Origin of the sequence: Bradyrhizobium sp. 190, from assembly GCF_023073415.1 — a bacterium.
Taxonomy (GTDB): Bacteria; Pseudomonadota; Alphaproteobacteria; order Rhizobiales; family Xanthobacteraceae; genus Bradyrhizobium.
Map to the genome: position 1 here is coordinate 285282 of NZ_JADPJL010000065.1, position 15505 is coordinate 300786.

Genomic DNA, 15505 nt, shown 5'->3' on the forward strand with positions numbered 1-15505 from the left:
AGCGGGGACCCATAACCACAGGCCGTGGTTTTATGCGCGATACTAGCCGCGTGCCCTATCTCGAGATTCCGCGGTATGGGTCCCGGCTCGCGCTCCGCTTGGCCGAGACGACGACAGGGATTGTTCTACGCCCTTCGCGTCGTTCCACAGCGCGTCCATCTCCTCCAGTGTCGCGTCCTCGAGTGAGCGTCCCTTCGCCGAGAGCGCACGCTCGATATAGGCGAAGCGGCGTTCGAACTTGGCGTTGGTACCGCGCAGCGCGGTTTCGGGATCGGCGCCGACGTGGCGGGCCAGGTTGACCAGGGCGAACAGAAGATCGCCGGTTTCGGCCGCGAGTTCCTCAGCGTTGCCGTTATCGAGGGCCGCCTCGATCTCGTCAGCCTCCTCGCGGATCTTGCTGAGCACCGCGCGAGGATCGTTCCAGTCGAAGCCGACGGTGGAGGCCTTGCGCTGCAATTCCATCGCCCGCGTCAAGGCAGGCTGGCCGGCCTTGACGGTCGCGAGCAGAGATTTGTGCGCCGTCTCTTCAGGCGGCCGTCGCGCCGCACGCTCGGCTTTTTCCTCGGCCTTGATGCGCTCCCAGGCGCTCTTGACGCCGGCGGCGGCGATATTGCCGTCCTTGTCGGCGAACACATGCGGATGGCGGCGGATCATCTTCCGTGTGATCGCTTCGACCACGTCGCCGAAGGCAAAGGCGTTTTGCTCTTCCGCCATGCGCGCGTGATAGACGACCTGCAGCAGCAGATCGCCGAGTTCCTCGCGGAGATCATCGAAATCGCCGCGCGTGATCGCATCGGCAACCTCATAGGCTTCCTCGATGGTGTAGGGCGCGATCGTCGCAAAATTCTGCTCAAGGTCCCATGGACAGCCCGTTACTGGCGTGCGCAGCGCCGCCATGATCTCAATGAGGCGGGAAATATCGCGGGAAGGGGTCATGGGGTTTCCGTCGCTTGGGAGAACGAGCCGCTTTATGCCGCAAGCGGCGCAGCGATCCCAGCGGAACGAACCGAAATCGGGCAATTTCCACCGGTTGGCCTCAAGACGCGGGAATGCTAATGGCCCCTCATGAGCGATCAATCACCGTCCGAAACCGCGTTGGTGCTGTTTTCCGGCGGGCAGGATTCCACCACCTGCCTTGCCTGGGCGCTGCAGCGCTTTGCCCGGGTCGAAATGCTCGGTTTCAGCTACGGCCAGCGCCACGCCATCGAGCTTGCCTGCCGCGACCCGCTGCTGTCGGGGCTGAAATCTTTGCGACCGGACTGGGCGGCAAGACTCGGCGACAGCCATACGCTGGAAATCCCGACACTGGCCGAAATTTCCGACACCGCGCTGACGCGTGATGTTGCCATTGCCATGGGCGAGGACGGCCTGCCCAACACCTTCGTGCCCGGCCGCAACCTGGTGTTTCTCACCTTCGCGGCGGCGCTCGCGTACCGGCGTGGCATCCGCCACATCATCGGCGGCATGTGCGAGACGGACTATTCGGGCTATCCCGATTGCCGCGACGAGACCATCAAGGCGCTGCAGTCCGCGCTCAATCTCGGCATGGCCAAGAATTTTGAGCTGCATACGCCGCTGATGTGGCTCGACAAGGCCTCGACCTGGAAGCTCGCGCAAGAGCTCGGCGGGGGAGGGCTGGTCGACCTGATCCGCGAGCACTCCCACACCTGTTACCTCGGCGAGCGCGGCGCGCAGCACGATTGGGGCTATGGCTGCGGCGAATGCCCGGCCTGCGCGTTGCGGGCGAAGGGCTGGCGGGAATATGCGGCGCTGGCCTAACTGCCGAAATCCCCAGGCGTCAGCTCGATCGGCGCGCCGTGCGGTGTGCGGTCGGCGGCGTGGTCCCAGGCGTCGCGGTAGCGATGCAGGACGTCCGATGTCGTGACACCCTTGGCGGCGACGAGTGTTTCCAGCGTGGCGAGCCAGTGCCGGTAATAGGTCTCGCCGGTGTCGGGATCGCCGGCAGCCTGCGCGCGCTTGATTTGCGCGCCCAGCGTCTCCGCCCATTCCTTCCAGGTGAAGACGCCGGCCTCGTGCAGCGCCAGTGCCATGGCGAAGGCGCGTGCCTCCCACGGCTCGCGAAATACCGGGCCGTCCTCGTCGCGGGGCACGCCGGGGACGGCGACAGCCGCCCGCATTGCCTGTTGCGGGGTCAGATTCATCACACGCGCTCCAGATAGGATTCCCAGGCATCGACGGAGACGCTGAGCGTCGGGTCGGCATCCTTGCCCCACAATTCCGGCCCGTCGAAACGCACGGTGTAGAGCCATTGCGGGTCTTCGCCCTTGCCGAGCGAGTTGGTGTCGGGGAAGACGTGACAGCCGTGATTGAGCTCAATGGTGCCGAGATGGCCGCGGACATATTGCGGCAACCGTGTATGCGTCACCGGGTGGATGTCCTTCATCCGCACAGTCTCGCCGACCGCAAACATCGCGGGCCGCTTCGCCTCGCGTTCGGTCGGGCCGCCGCGCCGGATCGCCGGCGTGACCTCAGTTGGGGCGATCGGCGTGACGCCCGGCTTCGGCGGCGACAGTACCTTGCCGGCTTCGATCTCCTCGCGCGTCACCAGCCCACGCTCGATCATCAGCGTTTCCAGCCCGGCCAGCCAAATCTGGAAATAACTCTTGCTGAGATAATCCTCGGGCGGTCGGTTCTCGCGCGCAAACCGCGACATGTCGATGTTCCAGCCGCCCGGACGCGCCATGGCGACCGTCAGCGCAAAGGCGCGGCGCTCCCAGTCGCCGTGAAACACCGGCTCGTTCGGCTCGGGCACAACAGGGCCAAAGCCCTTGGCGCCGCCCATGTCATGCGCGCCGTCCATCAGGCGGTCTCGCCCGGCTGTTTGGGCAGGCCCGTGCCGATCATGCTGTCGCGGGTGACAAGCTCGGCGAGCTGCTCGGCGCTCCAGCCCTCGGTACCCTCAGGCCGCATTGGCAGCACGAGGTAGCGGATTTCGGCCGTGGAATCCCAGACCCGGATCTTGGTGGTGTCCGACAGCGTCACGCCGAAATCTTTCAACACGCCGCGGGGATCGGAGACGGCGCGCGAGCGATAGGGCGCGGATTTGTACCAGACCGGGGGTAGACCCAGCACCGGATGCGGGTAGCAGGAGCACAACGTGCACACGACCATGTTGTGCTGCTCGGGCGTGTTCTCGACCACCACCATATGCTCGCCCTGGCGGCCGGAATAGTCGAGCTCGGCAATCGCAGCCGTCGCGTCCTTCATCAGCCGTTCGCGATAGGCGGGATCGCTCCAGGCCTTGGCGACCACGCGAACGCCGTTGCGCGGTCCGATTTTCTTTTCATAGAGATCGATCAGGAGATCGAGGGACGCCGGATCGACATAGCCTTTCTCGGTCAGAATCGACTCCAGCGCACGCACGCGCAGTTCGGTCTCCGACAGCTCGGAATGGTCGTGATCGTGGTGGTGGTGATGGTCGTGGTGATCGTGATCATGGTCGCTCATGCCGTCAGGATAGGCGCAAAATCCGGGCTATGTCGAGGTGGAGACTCTGCTAGCATTTGCCCATGGGGATCGGGGCAGGGTGCACCAAAATAGCGGCGGCTGTGGCCATTTTGGCCTGGCTTCCGGCCGGAAAGGCGCGGGCGGCGAATGGCGCCTATGCGGTCGACGCCGCCGACATTGGCGAGGCTGGCTCATGCAAGGTCGAGAGCTGGCTGTCGACGGCCTCTAACACCGATTTTACGGCGGTCGCCAATCCATCCTGCGTGGTCAATGCGTTCAAGCCCGTTGAGTTGAGCATGTTCACCAGCCGCGCGCGCAGCGATGGTGAATGGGGTACCACGATCCAGCCAAAAGCCAAGATGAACATTGCGCCAACTGGGGTCGGCAGGCTTGGCATCTCGTTCTACGCCGGCGGAGGTTTCGATGCGCTGACCGGCGAACACGTCTCGGCCTTTGCCGTGATCCCCGCGACGTTCCGGCTGAACGAGACCATGCGCATCAACGTCAACGGCGGCTGGCTGTGGGACCGCAGCGTCGATCGCCATTATCTGCTCTACGGCATCGGATTCGACTGGAAGTTCACCGACACCTTGCAGTGGACGATCGAAGCCTTTGGACAGGCAGGCCAATTGGATACACCAAGCGTGGTCCAGCCGCGGTTTCAGACCGGCGTGCGTTACCGGCCGAACGAGATTTTCTCTGTTGACCTGATCTACGGTCGCAACATCTCGGGCGAGAACGCCAACTGGATCACGCTCGGCACCACGATCCGTTTTCCGGTGCCCGGCGCCAAGCCGGAGCACCATCGCACGGGTCATCTGTAAGCTGGCAGGCATGCTGCAGCCCAACCTTATCTCGGCTAGAGTTCGGTAGAATAGCGAGTAGGGAGGCGACGCAGTGGCCGAATTTGTGAAGATCGAAAAAGGTCTGGGACCGGATGGCCGCATCGCGGTCGTGCGTTTCGACCGCGGCGACGGCATCAATGCGATGTCGCCGGAGGCGCTGCGCCAGCTCACGGACGCCGCCCGAAGCTTTGAGGATGACGGCGAAACCTCGGTCGTGGTGCTGACCGGCGGCTCCAAATCGTTCACCGCGGGTTTCGACCTGAAGGATCCGGAAGGCCGGTCCCGCAAGTCCATGGATCTCGGCGCGCTGCGCCGGCACCTGAAACTCGGACCGCGGCTGACGCGGGCCTGGCAGGACATGGAGCAGATCACCATCGGCGCCATCGAGGGATTTTGCGTCGGTGGTGGCGTGGCGCTGGCTGTCGCGCTGGACTTCCGGGTGATGGCCAGAGACGCCCATATGCGCGTGCCCGAGATCGGGCTCGGCATGAACATGAGCTGGCAGAGCGTGCCGCGCATGCTGCACCTGATGGGGCCGGCCCGCACCAAGCAGGCCGTCATCCTGGCCGATCAGCGCATCTCGGCCGCCGAGGCGTACGAATGGCGGCTGGTGGAGGAGGTGGCTGAACCCGGCAAGGCGTTCGATGCCGCGATGGCGCTTGCCGCCAAGGTCGCCGCCCAGCCGCCGCTGTCGGTCGCCATGACCAAGCTGACCGTCAACCGCCTGGCCCACGCGCTCGACGATCTCGCCAGTCACATGGACGTCGACCAGTTCGCGCTGGCGAGCATGTCCGAGGATCACAAGGAGGGCGTCGAGGCGTTCCTCGGCCGCCGCAAACCGCGGTTCAAGGGCAGGTAGAATGGCGTGACGTCGCCGCCAGGCGCTCCGCGTTGCGCGCTGGGCGCTCCTTGATTTATCGCAAGGCGCTGGCCTGATGCCGTTCCAGGGTTCGGTCAAATATCGCCTGCAGGGACTGGGCCGGGGAACCCCCGTGTTGATTTCGATACAGACATTGCGCTTGCGCGGAAGCGGCGCGTGAACGAACGGCGAAGAGACTTACCGGCTGTATCCTTTACGAGGAGGGCACACGGGATGTTCACATTTCGAACCTCGCTCACCTTCGCGGTAATGGCCTTTATCGTCGCTCTGGCCGTGCTGCTAATCGCAATTCAGGTGCTGGCTCTTCGTTGGGCCACGCATGAAGCCGCGTCTGCCTATATGGATGCGACCAGCGCGAAGGCGCTCGGGCGCCTCCGGACCGAGATTTCCACCATGGCGTCGTTGGTACATGTGCTGGCGACAAGTTCCAGTGTGGCCGATTCAAATGAAAGAACCGAGACGGGCCATGCGATCCCGCTATTCAAAGCCGCACTGCAAGAACTGCCCCAAATGGACAGTGTCTATGCAGGCTTCGAAAACGGCGCCTGGTTGCAGGTACGGCGCATTGACGGTCTCAACGACGAGCAGCGCGGAAGGTTGCGCGCGACGCCTCACGCTAACATTGCGATCAATTTGGTCCGCCCCACGCCCAGTGGCGATCTGCCGATGCGACGAATTTTCGAGGATCAGCAGGGCAACCAGGTCGGGCAGCTCGATCTATGGAAGTACGGATACGACGCGCGCAAGCGGAGCTGGTATCGCGAGACGGTGAAAGCCGACCGAGCGCTGGTCTCATCGCCATATCTTGCATTCAGCATCGGCGCACCGGTGATCACGGTTAGCGCGCCGTTGCGAGGCAAAGTGTCCGGCGTCCTTGCCGCAGATCTCAAGCTCGACAGCTTCAGCGAATTCGTCCAGGCGCAACGACCTGGAGCGCACGGCAGTGTCTTGATCTTCGACTCGACCGGCGCGCTTATTGCCCACCCCAATTTCGCACAATTCACTGTCGATGCGATGACGCATCCATCCCAACCGCAATTGCCAAGCATCAAGGAAATCAACTCCGGAGTCGTGCAGGAAGCCTTGCGAAGGTCGGATGGTCGCGACCACTACGATGGAAGCATCCGTGACGATCACGGGCGGGACTTTCTGTTCAGGATGACAAAATTCAACCTGGGTGAGCAGTACAACGCCAACATCTTGTTGCTGGCGGCCCAAGAAGACTTTGCTCAAGGTGTTCGCAAGCTCCAGTTCACCGGATTAATCCTCGCGATTATCGCCAGCGCTGCTTTTATTCCGGTCATTTGGATATTTGGCGGCGGAATGTCTCGATCCCTAAGAGACATTACTGCCCAAGCAGTCAAACTCCAGACGCTGGCTGCGCCCGGTCCCTCGTCGGTAACGTCACGCATCAAGGAAGTTCACGAGCTCGGCAGTGCAATGGAGCTCGCGCAACGCGCCATGTGGTCGTTCGCACATTTTGTCCCCAAGGAGATCGTCCAGCGGATCGTCGATGATTCCATCTCAACCGAGCTTGGCGGTGCTCGAGAGGAGATCACCGTCGTTTTCACCGACGTCCGGGATTTTACGACGATCGCAGAGTCCGCCGACCCTGACACTCTCATGCACCAAACGTCGCGATATTTTTCCGTGCTTACGGAGGCTTTCCTCGCCGAAGGCGGAACAGTCGACAAGTTCATTGGCGACGCAGTGATGGTGTTCTGGAACGCACCCAATCCACAGCCCGACCACGTCGAGCGGGCCTGCCGGACAGCTCTTGCGGGCAGGGCGGCATGTGAAGAGCTCAACTCTCAGTTTGAAACCGAGGGTCTGAAGCCGTTCTTCACGCGATTTGGCATTCATGTCGGGGAGGCCGTCGTCGGCAATCTCGGGTCGACGGAGCGCATGAACTACACTGCCCTTGGCAATACGGTAAATCTGGCGGCGCGCCTCGAAGGGCTGAACAAGCAATTTGGGACCACCATTCTTGTGAGCGAAGGCGTCTATTCGCGGGTTCAGCACTGCTTCCAATTCAGAGCCTTCGAGTCGGTGGTTGCCAAGGGCATGACGAAGGAAACCCGCATCTTCGAGTTGGTCGGGGCCGCGATAGGAAATCAATGATGCCAGGTGTCATGCCAAGGTTGTTCGGCTTGTTGCTGATGCTCGCTGTCTCAGCGGCTCACGCAGGCGAGGACACCATTAAAATCGGAATTCTCCATTCTTCGTCAGGAACCATGGCAATCAGCGAGTCGGCGCTCAAGAACACCGTTCTCATGCTGATAGCAGACCAAAACAAGAAGGGCGGGCTGCTCGGACGGAAACTGGAGCCGGTCGTTGTTGATCCCGCGTCCGATTGGAACGTCTTTGCGGAAAAAGCCAGGCAACTACTCTCGAACGACAAGGTCGCCGTTGTATTTGGATGCTGGACCTCCGCCTCGCGCAAGTCCGTGCTGCCGATTTTCGAGGAATTGAACGGCTTGCTCTTCTACCCTGTGCAGTACGAGGGTGAAGAAAGCTCGCGTAGCATTTTCTACACCGGAGCCGCGCCCAACCAGCAAGCAATTCCGGCCGTTCGATATCTGATCAGCAATGAGGGGGGCAAGGTTCGCAGATGGGTTCTGCTCGGTACCGACTACGTTTACCCGCGCACGATCAACCGAATCCTGAGCGCGTATCTTGCTGCAGACGGGGTGTCGCCAGATGACATCATGACGATCTATACGCCGTTCGGCCATTACGAATGGCGAGAGATCGTCAGGCGGATCAAGGCCTTCGGTTCGGAGGGAAAAAACCGCAGTCATATCAACCGTTAACGGCGATGCAAACACGCACCTCTACAGCGAACTAGCAGCCCAACACGTAGACGCCAACGTAATTCCGGTGATGGCTTTCTCGATGGGCGAGCGCGAATTGCTTGATGCGGACATTGCCCCCGTCGGGCACCTGGCGGCCTGGAATTACTTCCAGTCGGTCAAGTCAGCAGAGAACGACGCTTTCGTGAACATGTGGGCGGACTTCAACCAGCAACGAGACAAAACCACGAATGATCCGATGGAGGCCACCTTCATTGGCTTCAGGATGTGGGCGCAAGCCGTCGTCCAGGCGGGCACAACCAACATAGATGCGGTCCGGCAAGCCACGTACGGTCAGAGGATCAAGGCGCCGAGCGGCTTCGAGGTTGTAATGAACACCAATCATCATCTTTCCAAGCCGGTCATGATAGGCAAGATAAATTCTTCCGGGACCTTCAATGTCATCTGGCAGTCGATCAATCCGGTCCGAGCCGATGCGTGGAGCAGGTACATCCCCGACAGCGCCAACCGTACGGCCGATTGGACCTTTCCCTGGGTCTGCGGGGGATGCATCGAGCCGACGTACAAGGAGTGGTGACGGACGTGGCGGACCTGGTCAGGAAATCAAGCCGCATGGACGTCAACCAGTTTGCGCTGGTGAGCATGCCCGAGGACCACAAGGAGGGCGTCGCGGCATTTCTGAAGCGCCGCAACCGCCGCTTCCTCGAGGACGCGCTGACACGCACCGCAACGAGCATCGCGTGCGTGCGCTCGCCAGCGATGTCACGAAAAAATGGCGGACTCCTCAAGAATTAAATCGAACGACATCCAGTCAAAAAAGCTATACACCGTGGCCACAATCGATTGACTTGGCGTTACGCGTCCACGGAGGAGACAGAATGAAAACAGTACAAACGATGCTGGCTGAAGCCGAGGCCGAAGTGCCGCGCATCAGCCCGGACGAAGCCAAGGGATTGCTGGGCAGGGCCGACGTGTTGTTCCTCGACGTTCGTGAGCCTGCGGAGGTAGCAACCTCAGGCAAGGTGTCCGGCGCTGTTGCCGTGCCGCGCGGCCTTGTCGAGTTCCGCGCCGATCCGGCCTCGGCGATGCATGACAAAGCCTTCGACCGCGCCAAGACGGTGATCGCGTATTGTGCTTCAGGTGGACGCTCAGCGCTCGTCGGCAAGACCCTCAAGGAAATGGGTTATTCCAACGTGCGCAATCTCGGCGGCTTCAAGGGTTGGCTGGAGGCGGGCGGAGACGTGGAAAAAGCCTGACCGCCTTGTCGGAACGCGTTGAGGCCAAACGGCCTCAACGCGCCTGTCCACTGCCGCCGATGTTCCAGCCCCGGGCGCCTTCGCCAAAGATCTCATGGCCGGTTGCGGTCACCGCAACTGTGTCCTCCAGCTTGATGAAGCCACGGCGCGGATGCTTCATCGTCGTTTCGATCGACACTACCATGCCGGGCTCCAATGGCCGGCGCGCGTCCGGGTCATCGTAGGGAATGGGACCTTTGGCCGTCAGGCGAGGGGCCTCATGGCTGACCAGCCCCATGCCGTGAGCAAGAAAGTCGGTGCAGGCGTGCTGGCTGGACCGTGCCAGCTCCCTCTCGGCCGCGACGTAGATTTCACCGCCCATGGCACCCGGCCGAACTGCTGCGAACGCGGCCCGCTGGATGGCTTCGATTTCAGCCAGCAGGTCCTTGAGCTCGCTGTCCGGTTCGCCGAGCACCGCCATCCGCGCGAGGTCGCCGATATAGCCGTGATAGTTGCCGCCGGAATCCAGCGACAGCACGTCGCCGTTCTCCCAGCGCTGTGCCGAAGGCGCCCGGTTGTGGCTGGAGCCGCAAGCCAGCAGGCAATACTCGAACGTCAATCCGCGCTTCACCTCGACAATCTTCAGCGCATCGGAAAGCTGCTGCTTGGTGGTGCCCGGGCCGTGGTTCGCGATGACCTCGATCATGGAGTCGATCACCAATTCCGACGCCTTCTTCAGCCTGGCCAATTCGGCGGGAGATTTCACGGCGCGCAGGCGCTCGAGCACCAGCAGCGCGTCCTCGATCTCGCTGTCGGGCAGGGCATCCGAAAGGGCCCTGCCGGCGTCCATCGGCAGAAACGGCATCTCGACGCCGACCCGCTTCATCGGCACGCCCGCATCCTTGATCAGGCTGACCGCCTGTGAAATGGCGTCCACCGATCCGTTTCCTTCGGTACGAACCTGCGGAACCCACAGCGGCGCTACGGCCCGCTGATGGGTCTCCAGCCGATGCCCGATATAGACCGCCTTGTCTGGCGCGCCTTTCGGATAGATCACGACCGGCAGGTACCGGCTAACCCCGAGCGCATCCATGTAGTCGAAGAAGATCGCGCGCTCGGCGCCGAGCAGATATTGGACATTGTGTTTGGAGGTCGCGACCAGGATGTCGAGCCTGGCCGCTTCCATCAGCAAGTCGAGCTTGGCCGTGTCGAATGGAATGGCGCTAGGTTTGGTCGGACGGCTGATGTGTTCTTGCATGACGTACCTCCCGTTGCAGGGCTTCGAACCAGGCGCCGCTTGGACACGGCATTGTGGGCGGGAAGCCGGTTCCTACCAGCGATGAAATCGGCGAGCTCCAATGCATATTGGCCAATACTGGCTGTTTGACCCACAAGTCCGGAATTCGCATAAGGTATATTATGGAATATATATATCTACAATTAGATCAAATATTTAGCCGGATATCCTGACAAACCAAGCCAGCCCGGCGACTGTACGGGCGTTCGTTTGGCCCAAGCAATCCTGCTCCGCCAAAGCCTGTGTTGCCGCCGCGTGCGGACGCTGCAATAAGCGCGCGAGTACGCTGATGACTCGCGACTTCGGGTCATCGCAAGAACAACAATCCTCAAGGGAGAACCCAATGAGTTTTTCACGACGCACGCTTCTCAAGGCATCCGCTGCGTCAGCGGTTCTGGGCGGCATCGGCGCGCCGCTGGTGGCGCGGGCCCAGACCGCCGAATTTAGCTACAAGTACGCCAATAACCTGCCTGATGGGCATCCGCTGAACGCCCGGGCCAAGGAGATGGCGGCGGCAATCAAGGCCGAGACCAATGGCCGGTTCGACCTGCAGATTTTCCCGAACAACCAGCTCGGTTCCGATACCGATATGCTGAGCCAGATCAGGTCCGGCGGCGTCGAATTCTTCACGCTGTCGGGGTTGATTCTGGCGACGCTGGTGCCAGCGGCGTCCATCAGCGGCATCGGCTTTGCGTTCCCGGATTACGACACGGTCTGGAAGGCCATGGACGGAGGCCTGGGTGCCCATATCCGTGGCGAGATCACCAAGGCCAATCTCGTTGTCATGGACAGGATCTGGGACAACGGCTTCCGCCAGACCACTTCGTCGACCAGACCGATCAACGGCCCTGATGACCTCAAGGGCTTCAAGATCCGCGTGCCGGTGTCGCCGCTCTGGACGTCGATGTACAAGGCGTTCGATGCAGCGCCCGCCTCGATCAATTTCAGCGAAGTTTACTCCGCGCTGCAGACCAGGATCGTCGAGGGCCAGGAAAATCCGCTGGCGATCATCTCGACGGCGAAGCTGTATGAAGTCCAGAAGTTCTGTTCGCTGACCAACCATATGTGGGACGGCTTCTGGTTCCTGGCGAACCGCCGCGCTTGGGAAAAGCTGCCTGAGGATATCAGGACCATCGTCGCCAAGAACATCAACGCGGCGGCCGTCAAGGAGCGTAAGGACGTCGCCAAGCTGAATGCCGGCCTGCAGCAGGAACTGGCCGGCAAGGGCCTTACTTTCAACCAGCCCAACGTGACGCCGTTCCGCGATAAGCTGCGCTCGGCCGGGTTCTACGCGGAATGGAAAGGTAAATACGGCGACCAGGCTTGGGAGCTGCTCGAAAAGTCCGTCGGCAAGCTGTCGTAACGTCTGAGGGCCGTCATGGCTCATGCCGAAATGACCGAAGCTGTTGGCGGTGAGGTGGGGCAGCCCCCTCGCCGCCATCAGTTGTTGGCGTCGATCGAACACACCCTGGGAATGCTGGTCGAAATCCCGGCGGCCCTCCTGGTCGTCGCCGAGATCGTGATCCTGTTTGCCGGCGTGGTGGCGCGTTATGCGCTGCACCGGCCGCTGATCTGGTCGGACGAGCTGGCGTCGATCCTGTTCCTGTGGCTCGCCATGCTGGGCGCCGCGGTCGCGTTCCGGCGCGCCGAGCACATGCGAATGACTGCGGTGGTCGCCAGCGCGAAGCCTGCCATGCGCGCCTATCTCGATCTGGTGGCGACAGTAGCTGCGCTGGCGTTTCTCATCCTGATTGCCTGGCCGGCTTACGAATACGCCTACGAGGAAAGCTACATCACCACGCCGGCGCTGCAGATCAGCAATATCTGGCGCGCCGCGGCGCTGCCGGTCGGCATCGCGTTGATGGCGCTGTTTGCCTTCCTGCGGCTGGCGCGATCGGGCAATGGTCGGACCATGATGGCTGCGATCCTGTCGGTCGCACTTGTCATCGCGGTTTTCTGGCTGCTCAGGGGCTCGCTGAAGCCGCTCGGCAATCTCAATCTGATCATCTTCTTTGTCGGCGTCGCCGGCTTCTGCGTCTTTGCCGGCGTGCCAATCGCGTTCGGCTTCGGGCTTGCGACCTACGGCTATCTGGCGCTGACCACGGGCACGCCACTGATGGTGCTGGTCGGCCGCATGGATGAGGGCATGAGCCACCTGATCCTGCTGTCGGTGCCCCTGTTCGTCTTCCTGGGCCTCTTGATCGAGATGACGGGCATGGCGCGAGCCATGGTGGCGTTTCTGGCGAGCCTTCTGGGCCATGTCCGCGGAGGGTTGCACTACGTGCTGGTCGGGGCGATGTATCTGGTGTCAGGCATTTCGGGCTCGAAAGCTGCCGACATGGCCGCCGTGGCGCCGGTGCTGTTCCCGGAGATGAAGGCGCGGGGCGCCAAGCCGGGCGATCTGGTCGCCCTCCTCTCCGCCACGGGCGCACAGACCGAAACCATTCCGCCGAGCCTCGTGCTGATCACCATCGGTTCGGTCACCGGCGTCTCGATTGCAGCGCTGTTCACCGGCGGCCTGTTGCCGGGCCTGGTGCTGGCGATCACGCTGTCGGCGCTGGTGTGGTGGCGTTACCGGAACGAGGATCTGCGGCACGTCACGCGGGCGAGTGGCGGGGAGATCGTCCGCGCGTTCGCCATCGCCCTGCCCGCCATCGCGCTGCCGTTCGTGATCCGCTACGCCGTAGTCGAGGGCATCGCGACCGCGACCGAGGTTTCCACGATCGGCATCGTCTATGCCTTCATCGTCGGCTACCTGATTTACGGCCTCTTGATCTACCGCAATTTCGACTGGCGGCGGATCATGCCAATGCTGGTCGAAACCGCATGCCTGTCGGGCGCGATTCTGCTCATCATCGGCTGCGCCACCGGCATGGCCTGGGGCCTCACGCAATCAGGCTTTTCGCGGACGCTGGCGGCCGCCATGACCGGCCTGCCCGGTGGCTCGGCGACGTTCATCGCCGTGTCGATCGTGGCCTTCGTGATCCTGGGCAGCGTGCTCGAGGGCATTCCGGCGATCGTGCTGTTCGGGCCGCTATTGTTTCCGATCGCCCGCGCCGTCGGCGTGCACGAGGTCCACTACGCAATGATCGTTATTCTCGCGATGGGTATCGGGCTATTCGCTCCGCCCTTCGGAGTGGGCTATTATGCCGCCTGTGCCATCGGGCGCGTCGACCCGGCCGAGGGTATCCGGCCGATCTGGGGTTACCTGTTGGCGCTGATGGTCGGCCTGATTATCGTGGCGATCTTCCCGTGGATTTCCATCGGGTTCTTGTAGAGTCAACGACGTAATGGGACAAAGCCGATGAGCGCAGCCCAGAACCAATATTCAATCGGATTGGACAAGACGCCGGCGAACTACGTGCCGCTGACACCGCTCAGCTTCCTCGCGCGCAGCGCCGCCGTCTATCCCGATCACGTCAGCACGGTCTATGAAGGCCGCAGCTTTACCTGGGCCGAGACCTATGAGCGCTGCCGACGCTTTGCATCCTGGCTCGCCGGGCGCGGCATTGGTCACGGCGATACGGTCGCGGCGATGCTGCCGAACATCCCGGCCATGAACGAGGTGCATTTCGCCGTGCCGATGGCAGGCGCCGTCCTGAACGCGCTGAACATCCGGCTCGATGCGCCCTCGATTGCATTCCAGCTCGATCATGGCGGCGCAAAGATCATCCTGGTCGATCCCGAATTCTCCGGCGTGATCGCGGAAGCGCTGACGTTGATGAAAGGCGCAAAGCCCTTAGTCATTGATGTCGACGACGCGACATTTGCGGGCGGCAAGCGGATCGGTGAGCTCGAATACGAGGCGGCGGTCGCGGCGGGCGATCCGGCTTTCGTCGCAGGACTGCCCGGCGATGAGTGGGACGCGATTGCGCTGAGCTATACCTCGGGCACCACGGGCAACCCGAAGGGCGTCGTGACCCATCACCGCGGCGCCTATCTCAATGCCGTCAGCAATATTCTGGCCGGCAATCTCGGCCAGCATCCGGTGTATCTGTGGACGCTGCCGATGTTCCACTGCAACGGCTGGTGCTTTCCGTGGACGGTAGCGGCTTCCGCCGGCATCAATGTCTGCCTGCGCAAGGTCGATCCGGCAAAAATCTTTGAGCTGATCCCGAAGCACGGCGTGACCCACATGTGCGGCGCGCCGATCGTCTACAACACGCTGATCAACGCGCCCGGCGCGCCGAAGGGCAAAGCCGCGCGCCCCGTCGTCGGGCTGATCGCAGGCGCCGCGCCGCCAGTGGCGGTCCTCGAAGGCGCCGAAAGCATCGGCATCAAGCTGACCCATGTCTACGGGCTGACTGAAGTCTATGGCCCCGCCTCCGTCTGCGCCGAGCAGCCGGGCTGGGACGACCTGCCCGCCGACCAGCGCGCCCAGATGAAGCGCCGGCAGGGCGTGCCCTACCCGCTGGAGGAAGCCGTCACCGTGCTCGATCCTGTGACGATGCAGGAGGTGCCGCGCGATGGCGAAACCATCGGCGAAGTGATGTTCCGCGGCAATATCGTGATGAAGGGCTATCTGAAGAACGAGAAGGCAACGCAAGAAGCCTTCGCCGGCGGCTGGTTTCACACCGGCGACCTCGGCGTGCTCGACGAGCATGGCTACGTCATCATCAAGGACCGTTCCAAGGACATCATCATATCGGGCGGCGAGAACATCTCCTCCGTCGAGGTCGAGGACGTCCTCTACAAGCATCCGGCCGTGCTGTTCGCGGCCGTCGTCGCCAAGCCCGACTCGAAATGGGGCGAAGTGCCCTGCGCCTTCGTCGAGCTGAAGGAAGGCGCCAAGGCGACGGAAGCGGACATCATCGCCTTCTGTCGCAGTCACATGTCCGGCTTCAAGACGCCGAAGGCGGTCGTGTTCGGCACCATCCCGAAGACTTCAACCGGAAAGATCCAGAAATTCCTGCTGCGCAACCAAGTCGACTCGGCGAAGGCGATTTCGGCCTAGATTCGTAGGGTGG

The 15505-nt window shown here is 62.2% G+C and carries 14 protein-coding genes and 1 pseudogene; 10 read left to right on the plus strand and 5 right to left on the minus strand.

Annotation, left to right across the window (positions count from 1 at the left end):
- Window positions 1-42: 42 nt before the first annotated feature.
- On the minus strand, window positions 43-936 hold the full coding sequence (gene mazG, locus IVB22_RS33240) for a nucleoside triphosphate pyrophosphohydrolase (RefSeq protein ID WP_247521379.1): 894 nt from the start codon (window positions 934-936) through the stop codon (window positions 43-45).
- A gap of 129 nt (window positions 937-1065) precedes the next feature.
- Between mazG and queC the strand changes: the two genes are divergently transcribed.
- Window positions 1066-1779 carry a 7-cyano-7-deazaguanine synthase QueC gene (queC, locus tag IVB22_RS33245; protein ID WP_247521380.1) on the plus strand — a complete coding sequence of 238 codons (714 nt, stop codon included), beginning with the start codon at window positions 1066-1068 and terminating at the stop codon, window positions 1777-1779.
- Here the strand turns inward: queC and IVB22_RS33250 are convergent.
- Genes IVB22_RS33250 through nthA form a run of 3 tightly spaced genes read right to left on the minus strand, consistent with a single transcriptional unit; the run spans window position 1776 to window position 3468 of the window.
- Window positions 1776-2162, minus strand: coding sequence for a nitrile hydratase accessory protein (locus IVB22_RS33250; RefSeq protein ID WP_247521582.1), 387 nt, complete (start codon window positions 2160-2162; stop codon window positions 1776-1778). The two genes, queC and IVB22_RS33250, sit on opposite strands and share 4 nt — an antisense overlap.
- Window positions 2162-2821 (minus strand): nitrile hydratase subunit beta, encoded by a 660-nt coding sequence (gene nthB / locus IVB22_RS33255; RefSeq protein WP_247521381.1) that lies wholly within the window; start codon window positions 2819-2821, stop codon window positions 2162-2164. The genes IVB22_RS33250 and nthB overlap by 1 nt, the downstream gene beginning before the upstream one ends.
- On the minus strand, window positions 2821-3468 hold the full coding sequence (gene nthA / locus IVB22_RS33260) for a nitrile hydratase subunit alpha (RefSeq protein ID WP_247521382.1): 648 nt from the start codon (window positions 3466-3468) through the stop codon (window positions 2821-2823). Before nthA ends, nthB begins: the two co-directional genes overlap by 1 nt.
- Before the next feature lie 62 nt (window positions 3469-3530).
- Between nthA and IVB22_RS33265 the strand changes: the two genes are divergently transcribed.
- From IVB22_RS33265 to IVB22_RS33290, 6 genes and pseudogenes are all read left to right on the plus strand, one after another.
- Complete coding sequence (locus tag IVB22_RS33265) at window positions 3531-4292, plus strand: hypothetical protein (RefSeq protein ID WP_249805527.1); 762 nt, start codon at window positions 3531-3533, stop codon at window positions 4290-4292.
- 73 nt (window positions 4293-4365) lie between these two features.
- Window positions 4366-5172: an enoyl-CoA hydratase/isomerase family protein gene (locus IVB22_RS33270; RefSeq protein ID WP_247521384.1), complete on the plus strand. Its 807-nt coding sequence runs from the start codon at window positions 4366-4368 to the stop codon at window positions 5170-5172.
- Between the two features lie 234 nt (window positions 5173-5406).
- Window positions 5407-7314, plus strand: a complete 1908-nt coding sequence (locus IVB22_RS33275) for an adenylate/guanylate cyclase domain-containing protein (RefSeq protein WP_247521385.1) — start codon at window positions 5407-5409, stop codon at window positions 7312-7314.
- Window positions 7311-8583 (plus strand): annotated as a pseudogene (gene urtA / locus IVB22_RS33280) (urea ABC transporter substrate-binding protein). The gene IVB22_RS33275 and the pseudogene urtA overlap by 4 nt, the downstream one beginning before the upstream one ends.
- A 35-nt stretch (window positions 8584-8618) precedes the next feature.
- Entirely contained in the window at window positions 8619-8801 is a 183-nt protein-coding gene (locus tag IVB22_RS33285; RefSeq protein WP_247521386.1) for a hypothetical protein, read from the plus strand.
- Between the two features lie 83 nt (window positions 8802-8884).
- Window positions 8885-9262: a rhodanese-like domain-containing protein gene (locus IVB22_RS33290; RefSeq protein WP_247521387.1), complete on the plus strand. Its 378-nt coding sequence runs from the start codon at window positions 8885-8887 to the stop codon at window positions 9260-9262.
- 34 nt (window positions 9263-9296) lie between these two features.
- On the opposite strand, the gene IVB22_RS33295 is transcribed toward IVB22_RS33290, so the two are convergent.
- The gene (locus tag IVB22_RS33295; RefSeq protein WP_247521388.1) at window positions 9297-10499 is read right to left on the minus strand and encodes a Xaa-Pro peptidase family protein; all 1203 of its coding nucleotides are present in this window, start codon (window positions 10497-10499) and stop codon (window positions 9297-9299) included.
- A gap of 382 nt (window positions 10500-10881) precedes the next feature.
- Between IVB22_RS33295 and IVB22_RS33300 the strand changes: the two genes are divergently transcribed.
- From IVB22_RS33300 to IVB22_RS33310, 3 genes are read left to right on the plus strand one after another with little or no spacing between them, the layout of a single operon-like run.
- Window positions 10882-11901, plus strand: coding sequence for a TRAP transporter substrate-binding protein (locus IVB22_RS33300; RefSeq protein WP_247521389.1), 1020 nt, complete (start codon window positions 10882-10884; stop codon window positions 11899-11901).
- Window positions 11902-11916: 15 nt separating this feature from the next.
- Entirely contained in the window at window positions 11917-13815 is a 1899-nt protein-coding gene (locus tag IVB22_RS33305) for a TRAP transporter large permease subunit (protein WP_247521390.1), read from the plus strand.
- A 27-nt stretch (window positions 13816-13842) separates the two neighbouring features.
- Window positions 13843-15492, plus strand: a complete 1650-nt coding sequence (locus IVB22_RS33310; protein ID WP_247521391.1) for an acyl-CoA synthetase — start codon at window positions 13843-13845, stop codon at window positions 15490-15492.
- Window positions 15493-15505 lie beyond the last annotated feature (13 nt).

Excerpts from the sequence above, each read along its gene's own strand:
- mazG (WP_247521379.1), bottom strand. The coding sequence starts at position 936 with ATGACCCCTTCCCGCGATATTTCCCGCCTCATTGAGATCATGGCGGCG.
- queC (WP_247521380.1), top strand. The coding sequence starts at position 1,066 with ATGAGCGATCAATCACCGTCCGAAACCGCGTTGGTGCTGTTTTCCGGC.
- IVB22_RS33250 (WP_247521582.1), bottom strand. The coding sequence starts at position 2,162 with ATGAATCTGACCCCGCAACAGGCAATGCGGGCGGCTGTCGCCGTCCCC.
- nthB (WP_247521381.1), bottom strand. The coding sequence starts at position 2,821 with ATGGACGGCGCGCATGACATGGGCGGCGCCAAGGGCTTTGGCCCTGTT.
- nthA (WP_247521382.1), bottom strand. The coding sequence starts at position 3,468 with ATGAGCGACCATGATCACGATCACCACGACCATCACCACCACCACGAT.
- IVB22_RS33265 (WP_249805527.1), top strand. The coding sequence starts at position 3,531 with ATGGGGATCGGGGCAGGGTGCACCAAAATAGCGGCGGCTGTGGCCATT.
- IVB22_RS33275 (WP_247521385.1), top strand. The coding sequence starts at position 5,407 with ATGTTCACATTTCGAACCTCGCTCACCTTCGCGGTAATGGCCTTTATC.
- IVB22_RS33285 (WP_247521386.1), top strand. The coding sequence starts at position 8,619 with ATGGACGTCAACCAGTTTGCGCTGGTGAGCATGCCCGAGGACCACAAG.
- IVB22_RS33290 (WP_247521387.1), top strand. The coding sequence starts at position 8,885 with ATGAAAACAGTACAAACGATGCTGGCTGAAGCCGAGGCCGAAGTGCCG.
- IVB22_RS33295 (WP_247521388.1), bottom strand. The coding sequence starts at position 10,499 with ATGCAAGAACACATCAGCCGTCCGACCAAACCTAGCGCCATTCCATTC.
- IVB22_RS33300 (WP_247521389.1), top strand. The coding sequence starts at position 10,882 with ATGAGTTTTTCACGACGCACGCTTCTCAAGGCATCCGCTGCGTCAGCG.
- IVB22_RS33305 (WP_247521390.1), top strand. The coding sequence starts at position 11,917 with ATGGCTCATGCCGAAATGACCGAAGCTGTTGGCGGTGAGGTGGGGCAG.
- IVB22_RS33310 (WP_247521391.1), top strand. The coding sequence starts at position 13,843 with ATGAGCGCAGCCCAGAACCAATATTCAATCGGATTGGACAAGACGCCG.